We start from the raw sequence: 15,611 nt of genomic DNA on the forward strand, positions 1-15,611 counted from the left end.
TCTGTTATAACGGACAATCATTTTTATTCAAGAAGACGTCTATTTATGCAAGATATTCCACCCAATGTTGCTGAAGCTTTAAAAAGCTTGAGAACCGAGCGCGGTTTGAGTTTAAGCCAGACTGCTGAATTGACCGGTGTGAGTAAAGCAATGCTGGGCCAAATCGAGCTGGGCAAGTCGAGTCCGACGGTGGCAACGCTCTGGAAAATCGCGACCGGCTTCAATGTTGCATTTTCGACTTTTCTTGAAGGTGGACGAGCTCAAACAGTACCGGAAATCCATCATTTTAGAGACTTACCTGTTTTTGAACAGGGTCATTCAGGCATGCGGGTCAGTCCCCTGATTGCTTTTGATGAGCAACTTCGCATGGATGTGTTAAAGATTGAATTACTGCCCGGCGCAAGCAGTGAATCCAGCCCGCATGAAGCAGGCGTGATTGAACATATCATTGTATTTGCTGGGGTATTGCAACTACAGCTTGAAGGGATTAATCACATGGTGGCAGCTGGAGAATCGATCCGCTTTCACGCCGATATTCCACATACCTATGCCAATACGGGTGAGCAGAGTGTGATCATGCACAATATTATTCACTATCCACACCCTGCCCCTTGAACCTTTAACAACAATGGCAAGTTTTTGTTTTATAGAATCTGAGTCAGGTCGGACAGATGTTGAATGGTATAAGTGATATTCAGATCCTGTTCATTCTTGATTTGTTTGGGATTGTACCAGCAGGTTGGAATTTCACATGAAGAGGCACCCTTGATGTCTGCTTCAAGACTGTCACCAATAAAAAGAATTTCTTCTTTGGCAATCTTACTTCTGGCTAAACAGGTCTGGAAAAAACGCTGATCAGGTTTTTCATAACCGACATCATCAGACACATACAGATCAGAGAAATGTGGCAATAAACCGGCCAAGTGTAAACGTGCTTTTTGTTGATGCAAAATGCTATTTGAGGCGGCGAAGAGTTTATATTTTTGGCTCAAATATTGAATTGCTTCTGCTGCACCCTCTTCAAGGGTATGTTCTTTTGCCAGATTGCCTTGAAAGGTATCGCGAAAATGATCATGATTAATATCCACTTTCAAAGCGCTAAATAGTTGTTTAAAGCGGTTATTAATTACGTCCTGTACCGTAATTTCACCTAACTTCTGTCTTTCCCATAAAAGATGGTTAATGTGTTTATAGGTGGTATAGGTCAGATCATCATGATGTAAATTAAATTCTCCGAAAGATTTTACAAATGCCGAGCGATTGGCCACGCTAAAATTCAGCAAGGTATCATCAATATCAAAGAAAATCGCTTTATACATCCTACTCTTCCTATCGGTTCATCCTAAAATCGGCATTATTTTATTATACCGATACGCCAAAACACAATGTAATGCCGCATTATCGAGGGACTGCAATTAAACGGGCTACAATAAAAAAGGAAATAGCATGGCTATTCCCTGATATTGCGGTGATAACAAAGTCTAAAAATCAAATCACGGGGTCACGACCTTAAGTGCGTCTTTGTCTTCGGTTGAATGTGTCGGTTTACGAAGTAAGATCAGTGCCGAGATGGCAGCCAATAAAATCATCGGAATACTTGAGGCAATCACCACAATTTCACTTTGCCCAGTTCCCAATAAATAGCCCGCAACTAATGGGCCGGAAAAGGCACCGATCCGGCCAATCGCAACAGCAGCACCGACGCCGGTTCCCCGCATTTCTGTTGGATAATACTTGGCTGCCAAAGTATATAAAATCGACTGGCAACCAATCACAAACATACCGCATCCACTGGCGAATAAGGTGAAGCTAAATGCACTATTGGAATAAGCCAGTCCGATCAGTGAAATCAGAATGCCGGTATAAACACCTGCAACAATCAGGAATTTATTTAACCGGTCCAGCATAAAGCCCAAAATCAGGATGCCAATCGAACCGCCCAGATTAAAGCCAATCTGGATATAACTGGCCTGTTCTTTATTCAGACCTAAGCCTGAAATTAAAGTCGGTAACCAGTTCTGGAATAGCGCTAATACCAAAAGTGTGCCGAAGAAACTCAACCATAAACTGGACGTAATCAGTATACGGGGTTTTGCAAATAAGACCGTCACCAAACTTGGGCGTGTTGCCGGGCTGTTTGCTGTTTTATTCAGATAGGCTTTCGATTCAGGTAAAAAGACAATCAGAACAGGGACAAGTAATAAAGGTGCGATGCCACCGAAATAAAAGATATGCCGCCATTCATGATCTGCAGTCAACAATAAAGCGACTACGGAAGTGAGCACTCCACCAATCGGCATACCACAATACATGGCACTCACTGCTGTGGCCTTATATTTTTCACTCACCGCCTCGGACACCATGGTAATTACAAGCGGTAATGCCCCACCCATGCCTAATCCGGTCAGAAATCTCACCAGAAGCAAGCTGTTCAGTTGTTGGGTAAAAGGTGTCAGTAATGACATCAGGCCAAAAATCAGAATACAGCTAATGAATACTTTCTTACGCCCAATTGAATCGGCCAGTCTTCCTGCAAGCATGGCGCCAGGTAAAGTACCAAGCACCGCTGCACTAAACACCCAGCCCATCTCGGTACTGCTCAGTAACATTTCTGTTTTCATTCTGGGTGCGGCAACGCCCATCGACTGCAAATCAAAGCCTTCGATAATGGCAAACAGAAAACAAAGTAGTAAGGTGATCACTGCTGCTTTTTTTGAGGAATGCAACGTGGCGTGCGTATCCTTGAACATGTCCATATTCCTTATGATTATTCGATTTTTTAATCTCTTGTATATTATCCTGAGTTGACATATTTTGAGAGAAAGCGAAAAAAGACTAGCAGAGCAAATGGCGTTACGCAATATGTATTAAAATTATGCAATACGTAACCTTGAGGCGATCGAGGGTGTTTGATTGAAATATAAGACAAAGACCATACTCTATGCGCTTTTATTGGCGCCGATTCCTTTATTAGTGTTTATGGCCTTGCTGTTTATCTTGCTGAATAGTGAATTTAAACCTTATTCGCTATTTATGATTCTGGTTGGACATTTTCTGGTTTATCTCGCCTATTGCATTTTAACCGTTCCTTTTTCCTTGTTATTGTCACTCGGCTTAAACCACTATCGGTGCCTGAATTTTTTTACGATTTGTCTGAGTGCATTATTGATTGCAGCCCCTTTGTTTATTGTTCTGGAATGGAGCCATACCGGCCAACTGCCAAAACAATGGGGCGTGCTCTATGATGATATTTTTGCGTTCTTTATCGCCTTGATCCCCGCAGTGTGCTACTGGTTGATATTAATTAATCTGAAACCGAATCACTCGGTAAACGAGTTAGACCGATAAAATTATGTCGAAGCAGCTAAATGCTGCATCCTCTGAGCCAGATGTTATTTCCTCAGGCCAGATAGAACATTTGGATAATACACAGGATTAGCGACCATGATCCCTGCTCCACATCCAGATCAACACCGCAGCCATACAGGCAATTAAAGGATAGACCAGCCACGGATGTGGAATGGTCCAGAGCATAATGACTGCAGCAATGCTCATACTCACGGTTGACATGTATTTTGCTTTTTTGGGAATGCGTCGGTTGTGTTGCCATTCTTTGAGCATAGGCCCGATAAAGCGGTGATTAAGGAACCATTGATGCAGTTTTTCTGAGCCTCTGGCTGCAAAGAAAACCGCCAATAATATAAAATCAACCGTCGGCAGACCTGGAATAAAAATTCCAAGTATGCCGAGTGCAATACATAACCAGGCCAGACAGATAAAGAGTAATCGCCACCAGACTGAGCGTGCTAATTTGCTTGCCGGCTGTGAGGGTTGTGGCAAAACCTTGCTATTCACATCATGATTCATGCGATCAATATTCTCCATACCTGCTCATCCTTAAGTCACCTGCTTATTTCAATTCGTCCAGCTGGTTTAAGGCCTTTCCAAAATAGCCAAATGCATCCAAAGCACCTTGCACCACGCGATCCTGTAATGCCGGGTCAAAATCCGCATCGTCAAGTGCCTGAACAAAACGTTTCCAAACCTTGGCACGTCCTTCCGGATAAGCAGCCAGATTACGGGCTGCAAAGGTTTCAGAGAAGCCTAAGCGTTTTTGCGCTTCTTTAAATAAGAAAGCGGCGCCCAAGGTTGACCCTTCCGAGACATAAATCCAGCCTAAGGCTTCAGGTAATTTGACGGCTGCACTTTGTAGTGCTTGTCCTGCCGGTTGAATACCCAAGTCCTGCAAATCTTCGAAAGCCTGTAAAGAACGACCACGAATACCGAGGTCTGGAATAAGCCCAGCCACACCTTCCTGTTCAAAAAGATGTTCAATTTCCTGCTGGAAATAGTATTGTGACAAGGTGAATTGCGCATATTTTTCCTTGTTGGCAAATACATCGGCCTGCGCCATCAGGCGATGCATCCGTTCATGCTCTGCTGCCGTTTCTTGCTTTAAACGCTGCGAAAGGCTGTTGGCGACCATTGGTTCTGTGACTGCGTTCATGATCATTCTCCTGAAGAAAGAATATTGCTCATCGGTTAACGATCCCGACTGAGTTTAAGTTGCACTGGAAAATCGACGACAATAGCCACTGTTCGGCCATTGACTGTATAGGGTTTGAATCTGGACTGACGGGCTGCGTTTAGAACGCGCTGATCTAAACTGGCGATACCTGAACTTTGTTTTAATTGAATATCGATTGGCTGCCCGTTTTCATTGATGTGTAAACGTAACTCCACCATGCGGGTTTGTTGTCTCAGTTCCCGGTCGTCGTAGGCAAACTTGCCAAAACTGAGAACCTCGACATGACTGACTTGCATGGGTGCATCACGTTCAATCTGGTTGTCAGGTGCCCGGCTAAGCTGCAGTTGTGCTGCAGGCGCTTTTACGCCACCAGAGAGCTCGTGCTTTTCTCCCGCATCTGCTTGAGGTATTTGCTGATGTGAATTAACGGCAGCAGAGGATGGTTCAGTCTGTAAATGTGATTTCGCCGTTTTATTTTCTACAGTTTGAACAGCAAGCGGTTGTGTTGGTGGGGATGCGTCAGCATGTTGTTGTTTATTCAATTGTTTGTTGGACACGCTATGCGAAGCATTATGACTGAGCAGAATCTTCTGCTCGTTGCTGTCCTGTTTATCTATACGAGGACGGGTAGATTGTAGTTTTACCTGTTGCGCTGCTGGTGGTTGAGCACGCGCAATTTGAGCCGATGTATGAGGCGACTCTTGTTCTGCCGGTGACAAGGAGACGAAATGCACCTTGAGCGCATTCACTTTGGGTGAAGTTGCCAAGCTATAAGGTTCAATAAAATGGCTGAGAAACCATATGGCTAAAAGATGCAGCGCAATGACTAATAAGCTAATGACTGATTTAGGGTATGAATGAATCAAGGCCGCTCTGGAGGCGAATGTTGAAGTCCATGCATAAGAGAGTGACTCGGATTTTGGTTTCATCACGCTCTCCTAAAAACGATGTTCCAGCTTTAAGCTGATATTGTGTTTATCGTAGGAATAGAGCCAGTCGACATTACTGTCATTATAGTTGTAGCGATAGGTCAAATTCGGCGTCATACCATAAAACTTAAACCGTGGCATTTGTACAACCAGGGTATAGTTCTGTTCAAAATCATGGCGACGTGCAGCAAAGGTCTCGACATAGCGGTCAAACTGCCGCCAGCGGTATGAGGTTAATAGCGTGGTATTCAAACCTGCTTTCCAGGATTTGCTCAGTCCTAGACGGATGCCTTGTTGCTGATAAGCCGCCATATATTTTTCCTGGGTGTCATGATCCAGTACATCCAGTCCGCTAAAAAGTGTCCATTGCTGCGGTAGAATTTTCCAGAATGTAAACATTGCCGAGCTTTCTTTACCATCTAGGTTTTTATATTTTTGATAACCCAGATCTTTGATTTCAGCTTCAAGCTTGAAGGCTTGGTCTGGCGCTAGAAATCGCATCCATTCAGTACGTGCCCCCCATGCATTGTATAAACCATCATTGGCATAACGTTTATGTTCAAATAGCGGTGCAATGGTGATTTGATTTTTTAAATCAAAAAAACTATAGCCTGCATTGATATTCAGGGTGGATTCGTTATAGAGCGCATGATCAGCATAGGATTGCCCAAATGCTAAACCGCGTAAGGAAATGCCATGATTGCCCGAAAGCGAAAAGCGCTTGATTAGACTGGCCTCATAGTCAACCCCTGTTGCTGATGCTGCTTTGGGGCTGCCACGGGTAATTTCCTGAATTGGGGTCGCATTGCCCTTGTCATCAATGCCATACAAGGTCCATGTTTTACTTTGTTCCGAAGAACTATTCAGATTTGTGGCATAGGATGGGCCAATTGCGACACTGCCTTGCCACGAATCCCGCTGATCAAGTGCTTTGACGAATAGATCAACCGTTTGTTGCACTTCTGGTGGGATCATTGCCCCATTGCTCTGCCCTAGCTTGTCCTGAATCGATGTAAAAAGGCGTGCTGCTTGTTTATTCTTCTGCTGTTCAAACAGCACGCGCGCTAACTCGAGTTCACAAATCAGATTATTCGGTTGTTGATTAAGACTGCTTTGAAATTTTTGTTCGGCTAATTTGAGCTTTCCCTGAGCGCGCGCCAAAGCCGCTTCGGCAAAATCGGTTAAAGCCTGATCATAGCCTTGATATTGCTGATAATGCTTTAAATAAACCGCAGCATTACTCCATTGCTTTTGCATAACCGCCAGATATAGCGCTTTGGCTAGATCATCCGGATTCTGCTCTACCGCGTAAATTTGGCCATTAATACGGATACTGGGTAGTTTCTCGGCGTCACGAATGGTGCCTTGTTGTTGTAATTGATGCTGTTGCTGGAACAGATTCTGATCCAGACTCTGATTAAGGCGGAGTTGTGTCTCATCATCGGCATAGAGTGATGAAGCAGCCAGTAAAATCACACAGCACAGCAATGTTTTGTTCATAACAACCGTAAAAAATAAAAGCCTTTGTCCTTAAACAAGAAAAAGGAATCTACAGCTGTAGATTCCTTTTGCCACCATTAGTTCTTCGCACCGCCAAATGCCGTGTTATAAGACACATTGTCAAATTTCGCGATACCCGCTAAAGCAGCCGCATTTGCGCCAAAGAAATGTCCTTGAACCGCCCCGGAGTCATTTAAGCCAGCGGTACCATTTGCAATTGCAAAGCCGCTAAATGCAGCCGAACCCGGATTAAAGGTCACGCCATCCAGTGTTAAGTTTGAAACGCTAGTACCGGTTCCGGTTAATGATCCTTCGAGCGTGCCTGCACCGAAGTTTGCAGTGAAATTACCAGTTAACAGATTGCTCGCTGAACCATTAATCCCTGCAACGGTATAGGTTGCCGTCCCTGCGGTAGGTACTGTGGTATTGGTATTGTCACCAGCGTAATAAACCGTATGGCTTGCGCTTGCAGGCGTATCACCTGCTTTCCACCATTCACCGAAATAAACTTCCTGTGTGCCGACCTGGCCAAAGTTAAAATTACCTAAAGCGCTATGTGAAGGCGGCATTGCAGAGACAGGAATGTGAGAGATATTAAAGCTCTTGCTACCCACTGTTACATTACTATTGCTGGTTCCTTGTGCAGCAAATGCCTGCGCTAGACCTTTGAGTGAACTAAAACCGGTGAATGCATTATAAGGTGCACCTGCCGCCTCTACTGAAACGGCAGCTGTTCCACCGCTATGACTGGCATTTGCTGCCGCACCGACTTTGATATTTGCTTCGTTGCTTGAAGCGCCTTCAATTGCTGCATGGCTGAATACCGCAGAACATGCAACCAGAGCGATGAACAGTTGAGAGATTTTCATTTATTGTTACTCCATTTTTCTAAAGCTAAGTTATTGTTTCAATAAAGATAACGATTTCGTTATCCATGTAGTTGTATGCGCAGTTGGATCGATCACTACGCCTTGATTTTGTAAATAATAATCATTCAACTCTATTATTTACGATTATCTAATTCCCGCTGATTTAAAAGAGGAAATTAAATTCGGTGTTAAAACTTGGTGGTCCAGCTGACTTTCAAAGTACGGCCGGGTGCGGCCATGGCACTTCGCGTTAATGGATCGATATAGAACTGGCTGGAAAGATTGTTGCCCACAAATTCAACCGTGTTATAGGTATCGATTTGATAGCGGGCATAAGCATCAAAAAGCCAGGTATCATCCCAGGCCAAAGGCACATTGAGGTAATAGCCTTTGTTGATCCCTGCATCATTATTTTTACGCAGCGGACTTTCATAGCCTTTGTAGAAGGTTGCACGCGCACCCAACTCTAATCTCTCATCGAGAAAACGTGCGCCTAACAATGCATGGGCACTCAGCTCGGGAGTCGACATGGTAACCAGATAGCCATTCGGAAAACCATCATCGACACAACGTTTATAGGCATCACGGAACTGCATCCCCTGATCCGTTTGCACCGTGCCGCTGTTAATCATTTTATCGATGGCACTATTGCTGTCACAGACTTGATTCTTCAGGTTATAAGCCAAGCTCAGATCGGTGAAGAAAGCGCCATTATCAAAACGGCTTTGCAGTTCCAGCCCTGAAAGCTTTTGCTCATCCATATTGGTGAAAATCAGGTTCTGATTGCGCTCGATCACGTTTTTGGTTTTATTGTAGTAATACGCCAGTTTAAGGTCGGCATTTCGTGCTGAACTCAACCAGTCACGCATGTCGTAGACATATCCCACTTCATAATTAAATGCATGTTCGGGTTTGATCGCTTGATAAGGCATCAGGGCGGAAAAGCCAACCGTGCTTTCAAATAGGCTAGGTAAGCGATACTCTTCTGCATAACGGACATAGAGCCGGTTATTGTCAGTTAAATGCAGGGAGGCGCCAAGCTGAGGTGCCCAGCCACTGTCTTTTACTTTTTGCGCCGTTTCAATCGGAACCTGTTCAATCACTGCCGGGCTCAGATTGCCACTGCCGGTAATCACATATTTTTGACCTAAGGCATTCAGTCGTTCTAATACATTATCGGCCAATTTTAGCTGACCGTTGTCATCTGCTTTCCAGGTAAGCGTATTTTTCTGTGACCAGATCAGGTTATATAATGTACTTTCTGATGCAGGAACTGTTTCCAGTTTGCCATCCCAGTCTGGATTTCTGCTGGCATAACGTTGAGTGAACCGGTCCAGCATGCGTTGCTGCTGAGCGCTATAACTTTCAGGCATGGTCTGATATTCAAAACTGTATTCCTTGAGCTTGCTTTTCTTGGTAAATAATGGATTTAACGAAGGATCGACCCCCTCTCTCAGGGATTTATTCAAGAAATCATCAAAAGCCCAGTAGGAGCGATAACGCATCCCTGCGTCAAAACTTAACCATGAAGCGGGACGATAGTTAAAATTAAAATCAAAGGTCTTTTCTTCACGGCGGCCTGCACGGGGTAAGGCTTGATATAAGGAATAGCTTGGGCCATATTCACCGTAAATATCATCAGAACTGAGTTTTTCTTTTAAGAAACTTCCACCCAGTGTTAAATCAAGTTGTTGGGACAATCTGGCTTTGTTACTGATCGTGATGCCCTGGCGCCGGTTATCAGAATGACTAATCGCGGTATTGATAATGCGGTTGTCTCGAAAATCAATCGTGGTTGGCCAGCCACCGCGTGTATAGGTCTGACTTTCGGTATCGGTCTGCCAGATATTGGCATAGAAATCGACCCACTGAATATTTTCGGGTTTAAATTTATATTCCAGACTATAGGCTTTAGAACGAATGTTGCTGAGTGGCCACTGCGGTACCCCAATATCAGGTGTTAGCCCCCATTCAATCCGTGATGGCATGATTTCACCAAATCTATTTTTGGTGTCTCGATAGGTCAGTTTCAGTGCCTGATCATCAGTTGGGCGATAGTTGGCTTTGAATAACCACGATTCCATTTGGCTTGAGGTGTTCGGTACTTCATCGCCCGGTTTGTATGAATGTGCAAAATAAGGAATAAAATCAAGGCTATTACTCGGTTCTGCCCGTTTATAATAGCCTGCCCCATGTGTACCTGAAAAATAGTTGCCGCGTTCGCGTACTGCATAAACTGCCAATAAATCAAATTTGTCCTGCTTCATTGCCAGTGCCAGTCGGCCCGCGAGATCATCGCCAGAGAAGTTAGAGTTATCATTTCTGCTGCGGTTCTTTTTATAGATATCCGGATCGTACTTTTTCCCGTTTACATCGTTCCACGGCGTCGTATCATCATAATTTTTGCCGACTTTGCTCATGTCCGGAAGCAGTGGGTCGATTGAGTTGTTTGAGCCTTCAACTTTGAGCTCGGCACCAAATATTTTACCGGGGCGAACGATATCATCCGCTTCCAGGGTTTTGACCACTACACCGCCACCGACTGAAGTCGTGGTATTACGTTCTAAGGACGGGCCTTTAATTACTTCAATGCCAGCGATCAGGTTAGGATCGATATAATTTCGGTTATTTACGCCATTATAGCCACGCCATACCGCAATTGACTGTTCCGTTCCATCAATGGTCAAGGGGACTCGACCCACGCCCTGCACACCACGTACACTCGGGTCCAGTGCGCCGCTATTTCGGGCATCGCCACTATAAACACCGACCATCCCTTGTAATACATCAGCAGGATTGGTGCCTTTGAAGCGCTCGATATAGTCTTTGCCTGCATAGACTGAAGAGCGGTTGGCATCATATACCCTGTTGCTGCCCTGAGTATCACGATTTTCCTGACCAAAGACTATAAGCGGAGTCAAGCGAACGGCTACTTCATCATTCTGAATTTGCTGAGCGCTTGTATTATTGATTAATGTCGTTGTGGGCGCAGCGATACGATGGGTATTTTGAGTCGTGTTAGGCGCCAGCGTATAGCCTTGGCCGACTTTTAGGGCATGAAATGTTGAAGAGGCTAAAATGTGTTGAAAGCCTTGTTCCAGCGCAAAGCTACCTTTTAAACCTGAACTGCTTTGTCCTTTTAACTGTTGCGCATCAATGGCAATTGAAGTACCGGATTGTTCTGCAAACTGGTTCAATACATTGGCCAGGGATCCTGCCGGAATATCGTAGGTCTTTATATCCGCAGTTTCCGCATAGGCGTGTTGTAAAGGCAAAGTCAAACTACCTATACACACCGTATGTATTGCAAATGCGAGTGTTGAAAATCGAAATAAGTTCCGATTTTGCATTTTCCCTTTTCCAGTGTTGTTCATTGTACCGCCCCGGTAAATCGAAATAAGAATCATTTAACCTGTTTAAATAAAATGATCCAAATGAATTGCTTCTACTTACTATGACGAACAGCTTTGAAAAAAGTGGAACCTGAATTTAAAAAAAATTTAATTTTTTTGAAAATGAATAGATAAATGCCCGCCATATTTCGGTCATCGGGTATTTTTTGTGGTAACGACAACCAGATAAGGCGTAATTTGATACACCTCTATCTCTGGAAAAACGCTTGCCAATAATTTGAGTGAATTCTGGGTCTGGTCCAAAGGCAAAACGGCATTGACTTGAATCTTATGTAATGCCGCTGAGTTAAATAGAATTTTGCCCTTATAGTTTTGATCCAGTTGTTTTAACACCTGATCAAGTGGCAAATTTTCTACCATCAGCTGATGTTTCTGCCATTTTTGTTGTTCATTATAAATATTGACTGTGGACAGTGCTTGTATGCCGTGTTGATTCAGGCTTACAGCCTGCCCTGCGTTGACAATGACGGAGGGTTGGGAATATGTATTGGCTGCATGTACCCGTACCCGGGAATGTAACATTTTTAACTGCGTCGCTTCAGTTGAGTAGTCCACGCTGAACGCCGTACCTAGCGCCTGAATCTGGCCATGCGGCGTTTTGACAATCAATGGCCGGTACGGATCTTTGGCTACATCGATATAGATCTGTCCTTGTACTAATTCGATCACACGTTGCTTGCCCTGAAAATCGACGTTGACGGCGCTCTTTCCACGTAAAATCAGACGAGAACCATCTGCCAGGGTTTGATCGGTCCATTGGGCCGTATCCCCTTGAATATCTGCCGTCAAATAAGCCACAGAATAATTCGTTAAAAATAATATTCCGCAACTGAATGAAAATAAGGCAAGCGAAAAAACACTTCCTGCACGCAGATATTTATAGGTTTTGCTAGAGCCCAACCCTGCCTTAAGCGCAGATTTAACCAGCTTTTTATCAGGCGTGGCTTGAGATACGATCTGAATCGAATGGATGCATTGTTCAATATCTGCTGCTATTTTCTGATGATGCTGACTGCGCTGTTTCCATTGGTTAAACTTCAATTGAGCATGATGGCGTGTCGATTCGTCATCTGAGCTGAGTTGCACAATCCAGAGTGCCGCTTCTTCTACCAGTTGACGCTGATCAGGTTGATCTATCGCCATTTATACCGCATCCATAAGCAGTCGTGCCTGATAGCACTGGACCAGACAGCTTGCCAGATACTTTTGGATCATTTTGCTTGATACACCCAGTTGCTGTGCGGTTTCTTTATGGGTGTAGCCTTCCAGATAGTGCAGAATAAACGCCTGTTGGGCTTTGGCAGACACCCCTTCCAGTGCCTTGCACAGTTGTTCAAGCGCCTGAATAATCTGCATCTGGTCTTCTGGTGAAGCAACGGCGTCCAGCATGTATTCCATCTGGCTTAAACCATCCAGATATGCTTGCTCGATACGCTTGCGGCGCACCTGATCAATCAGTAAGTTCTTGGCAATAGAGGTTAGATAGGCACGCGGTTCTTTGATCCCTAAAAGTTCATCACGGGTCTGTAGAAGTTTAATAAATGTATCCTGAACCAGATCAGCCGCTTGCTCGGTATTGCCTAGTTTTTGCCTCAACCATTGGTGAAGCCAGCCACGATGGTTTTTATATAATTCATCTATAAGCAGCGGGGTTCTGTTCACAATGATCTGACTCAAACAATGTATATTTAAATGATAATAATTATCATTAACAAAAGTCAAGATGGATTGATGCTTTCTCTGATTTTTATGTTAAATAATTGATATGTTGATGGAAATATCGGCAAAAACTAAAATTACTAGTGGATTTTAAAAAAAGTAAAAATCTTGTCTAGTGGTTAATTAATGGTTTTAAGCCGGCAACCACTTCATCTGATTTATACAGCGCCACATGCTGGTTGAAGCGCTGTACGGTTGAGTGATGCATTCAGCTTTAATGAATTTACTCTACAGAGACGGTTAAAATTTCTGGGAAATACTGAATTTATAATCCCGGCCTGTGCCGGTCATATATTCACCCAGATACATCTTGTAGTCTCGATTAAACAGGTTATCAATCGACATATTTAAGGTAGGCCCTTTCTGTCCTACAGGTTGCCAGTCCACATAGACACCATGCAATGAATAGCCCTTGGTTTTCGGCAGTGAAAATGAAGAAGCGGCAATGGATTTTTCATTGTCCGAAAGACTACGGTCTTGTGCCGCCACAAAAATCCCGCGCCAGCCCATTGTCAGGTGATGCTCTGGCACATTCACGCCCAAAGTTGCTGTGGCTTTCCTCGGCGGTATATCGGTCATCCAGGTTTTCTGATCAAACCATGGGTTGACCGGGGAGTTATCACGTTGTCCACGAATATAAGAATAGGTTAACCCGGTAAACCACATGGGCTGGTTATAGAAAAGCTCGGCTTCATAGGCTTTGATCGTATAATCATTCACATTACGATAAAAACCATGATGATATTTTCCGTTACAGTCCTTAATGCTGCCATTACCGCCATTGGCCTTGTTTTCAGCTTGGGCCTTACAAAAGGTTGAAAGATTACGGAAGATTTCATCCGATCCACGATTACGATGATAGGTCAGGCGAACTTGTAAATGGTCATCTTCGGCAAATACATCATCGAAGTTCATTTCATTGCCTAAGCGAAGCGCCAGCATTTTTTCAGGCAATAAATAACGACTGGTAGATGGCACAGAGGTGATCGCGGATTGTACATAATATTGTTCATCGACACGCGGTGCACGCCAGGTTTTGCTGATATTGGCAAACCAGGTCAGATAATCGGCCTGTTTCCATGCCAAGGCTAAACGCGGCGACCAGCCAGTATAAGTTTTGCTTGAATAATCATGTCCTGCTTCAGGGTTGTTATAGCGTGACGCACGGTTCGGTTTACCCGTGTTGGTAATATGGTCGTAGCGAATAGAAGGCGTAATGGTGAAATCATTGATCTGATATTGATCCTCTACAAAGGCACTCAGCATCTGCTGATTCCCAGCCGGCATATAATAGGGTTCATAATAACCAAAATTATAATCTGGCTTTTTCGAGTTGGTTTTATCGTAAATCAGGGAGTTCTGTTCCATTTTCTGATATTGCGCACCGATTTTTAATTTATGTGTGCCATAGTCAGTCTCAAAATCACTGAGGTTACTGAGCTTAAGGGCCGTGTTGGTATAAGTGACCCAGCTTTCATTGCCCAAGGTTGCAGCTGATCCATTCACACTCGGTAAGCGCTGGTCATGTTGATCTGTCTTGGAATACGAAGCCGTGGCTTTAAAGTTCACATAAGGATTGGATGCCGGATTGAACTCATAGCCGATGGAATAGCTACTATCTTTCTGGTCACGATAAACCAGTCGGCGTTTCCATGCCTCTTCATAGCCATATTTCTTAATATCGGCTTCGGTTGGTACTGCATCCTGATCACGCATGGCAGCAAAAGGTTCCCAGCCATCATGCCCGCTTTGCATGGCATTGAAAGTGATTTTCTGACTGTCGGTTGGATGGAAATTCAGCTTGGCCAGATAGGTGTTTTGTTCTTGGGCGGAGTATAAAAATTTTGTGCCGTCTGGGCGGGTCACATTGCCACTATCACGATTGGTGTAATAAAACATGCCATCGACCAGGCCATTGTTGCTTTGAGCATAAACCGCACCGGTATAAGTATTTTGCTGGTTATTGGAAAAACGCGAATACTTTAAAAATGCACCGACCTGCTGATCACCTTCAAGTAAATCCGTTGCATCCTTGGTTTCTAGCGTTACTTTACCGCCAAAACCACCATTACCGACTTCAACATTATGCGGCCCTTTATCGACCGTAATTTTCTTTAAAATTTCGGGTTCAATAAACACTGAGCCCTGCCGATATTTATCAAAACTTTTGACCGAGTCATCCAGTGTAATCGGAACATCCTCAACACCGCCCATCCCTAAAATATTAATGGTCTGCCCACCTGGTCTTGGAGAACCCGCAGATCCTACACTGGGCATATGATCCAGCAATTGTGCGACATTATTGGCTTGATAACGGTCAATGGCTTTCTGGTTTAATACGCTCTGACCAAACTGGATGGTATCATCTTTTTCGGCCTGTACCACGATCGGTGTCATCTGATAAATCTGGTTCTGGGCATTACTTTGGGCCGAACTCTGAAGTGATTTATTTGATAATGACGCTGTGCTTTCGGCATGGCTTAACGCCTGCACTGCAACGCTTTGGCCCGCATTTAAATTCATGGATAACGCTATTGCAGTTGCCAGCAACAACGGTTTACATACCATACCCTGTGTAAGGGGCTGATTCAGAGGTGATTCACCAAGAATTGCACTGTGTTTCTGGGTGAAATTAAGGGAGTGTGTCATTCAA

General features: G+C 44.2%; 13 protein-coding genes. 2 read left to right on the forward strand and 11 right to left on the reverse strand.

Features of this window, described 5'->3' with window-relative positions:
* Positions 1 to 45: 45 nt before the first annotated feature.
* Complete coding sequence (locus tag JO943_RS01910; RefSeq protein WP_202739824.1) at positions 46 to 615, forward strand: helix-turn-helix domain-containing protein; 570 nt, start codon at positions 46 to 48, stop codon at positions 613 to 615.
* A gap of 29 nt (positions 616 to 644) precedes the next feature.
* Here the strand turns inward: JO943_RS01910 and JO943_RS01915 are convergent, their stop codons facing one another.
* Entirely contained in the window at positions 645 to 1,319 is a 675-nt protein-coding gene (locus tag JO943_RS01915; protein ID WP_199972873.1) for a YjjG family noncanonical pyrimidine nucleotidase, read from the reverse strand.
* Positions 1,320 to 1,493: 174 nt separating this feature from the next.
* A complete protein-coding gene (gene mhpT, locus JO943_RS01920; protein ID WP_202739825.1) occupies positions 1,494 to 2,750 on the reverse strand; it encodes a 3-(3-hydroxy-phenyl)propionate transporter MhpT in 1,257 nt (418 codons plus the stop codon).
* Positions 2,751 to 2,913: 163 nt separating this feature from the next.
* On the opposite strand from mhpT, the gene JO943_RS01925 reads away from it, so the two are divergent.
* Complete coding sequence (locus JO943_RS01925; RefSeq protein ID WP_202739826.1) at positions 2,914 to 3,348, forward strand: hypothetical protein; 435 nt, start codon at positions 2,914 to 2,916, stop codon at positions 3,346 to 3,348.
* Positions 3,349 to 3,435: 87 nt separating this feature from the next.
* Here the strand turns inward: JO943_RS01925 and JO943_RS01930 are convergent, their stop codons facing one another.
* The 9 genes from JO943_RS01930 to JO943_RS01970 all read right to left on the reverse strand — a co-directional run bounded on the left by JO943_RS01930 (position 3,436) and on the right by JO943_RS01970 (position 15,607).
* Positions 3,436 to 3,885: a YbaN family protein gene (locus JO943_RS01930; protein WP_199972876.1), complete on the reverse strand. Its 450-nt coding sequence runs from the start codon at positions 3,883 to 3,885 to the stop codon at positions 3,436 to 3,438.
* Between the two features lie 25 nt (positions 3,886 to 3,910).
* The gene (locus JO943_RS01935; protein WP_150953153.1) at positions 3,911 to 4,510 is read right to left on the reverse strand and encodes a biliverdin-producing heme oxygenase; all 600 of its coding nucleotides are present in this window, start codon (positions 4,508 to 4,510) and stop codon (positions 3,911 to 3,913) included.
* Between the two features lie 32 nt (positions 4,511 to 4,542).
* A complete protein-coding gene (locus JO943_RS01940) occupies positions 4,543 to 5,457 on the reverse strand; it encodes an energy transducer TonB (protein ID WP_202739827.1) in 915 nt (304 codons plus the stop codon).
* Between the two features lie 9 nt (positions 5,458 to 5,466).
* Positions 5,467 to 6,957: a surface lipoprotein assembly modifier gene (locus JO943_RS01945; protein ID WP_376746234.1), complete on the reverse strand. Its 1,491-nt coding sequence runs from the start codon at positions 6,955 to 6,957 to the stop codon at positions 5,467 to 5,469.
* Positions 6,958 to 7,034: 77 nt separating this feature from the next.
* Positions 7,035 to 7,826, reverse strand: coding sequence for a Slam-dependent surface lipoprotein (locus JO943_RS01950; protein WP_005230513.1), 792 nt, complete (start codon positions 7,824 to 7,826; stop codon positions 7,035 to 7,037).
* Positions 7,827 to 8,014: 188 nt separating this feature from the next.
* Positions 8,015 to 11,176 (reverse strand): TonB-dependent receptor, encoded by a 3,162-nt coding sequence (locus JO943_RS01955; RefSeq protein WP_320407883.1) that lies wholly within the window; start codon positions 11,174 to 11,176, stop codon positions 8,015 to 8,017.
* Positions 11,177 to 11,371: 195 nt separating this feature from the next.
* Complete coding sequence (locus tag JO943_RS01960; RefSeq protein WP_202739828.1) at positions 11,372 to 12,382, reverse strand: FecR family protein; 1,011 nt, start codon at positions 12,380 to 12,382, stop codon at positions 11,372 to 11,374.
* Positions 12,383 to 12,901, reverse strand: coding sequence for a sigma-70 family RNA polymerase sigma factor (locus JO943_RS01965; protein ID WP_032872596.1), 519 nt, complete (start codon positions 12,899 to 12,901; stop codon positions 12,383 to 12,385).
* A gap of 297 nt (positions 12,902 to 13,198) precedes the next feature.
* Positions 13,199 to 15,607, reverse strand: coding sequence for a TonB-dependent hemoglobin/transferrin/lactoferrin family receptor (locus tag JO943_RS01970; RefSeq protein WP_413814522.1), 2,409 nt, complete (start codon positions 15,605 to 15,607; stop codon positions 13,199 to 13,201).
* Positions 15,608 to 15,611: the final 4 nt, after the last annotated feature.

Origin of the sequence: Acinetobacter sp. 'aerobic (ED)' (assembly GCF_904886855.1) — a bacterium.
Taxonomy (GTDB): Bacteria; Pseudomonadota; Gammaproteobacteria; order Pseudomonadales; family Moraxellaceae; genus Acinetobacter; species Acinetobacter courvalinii.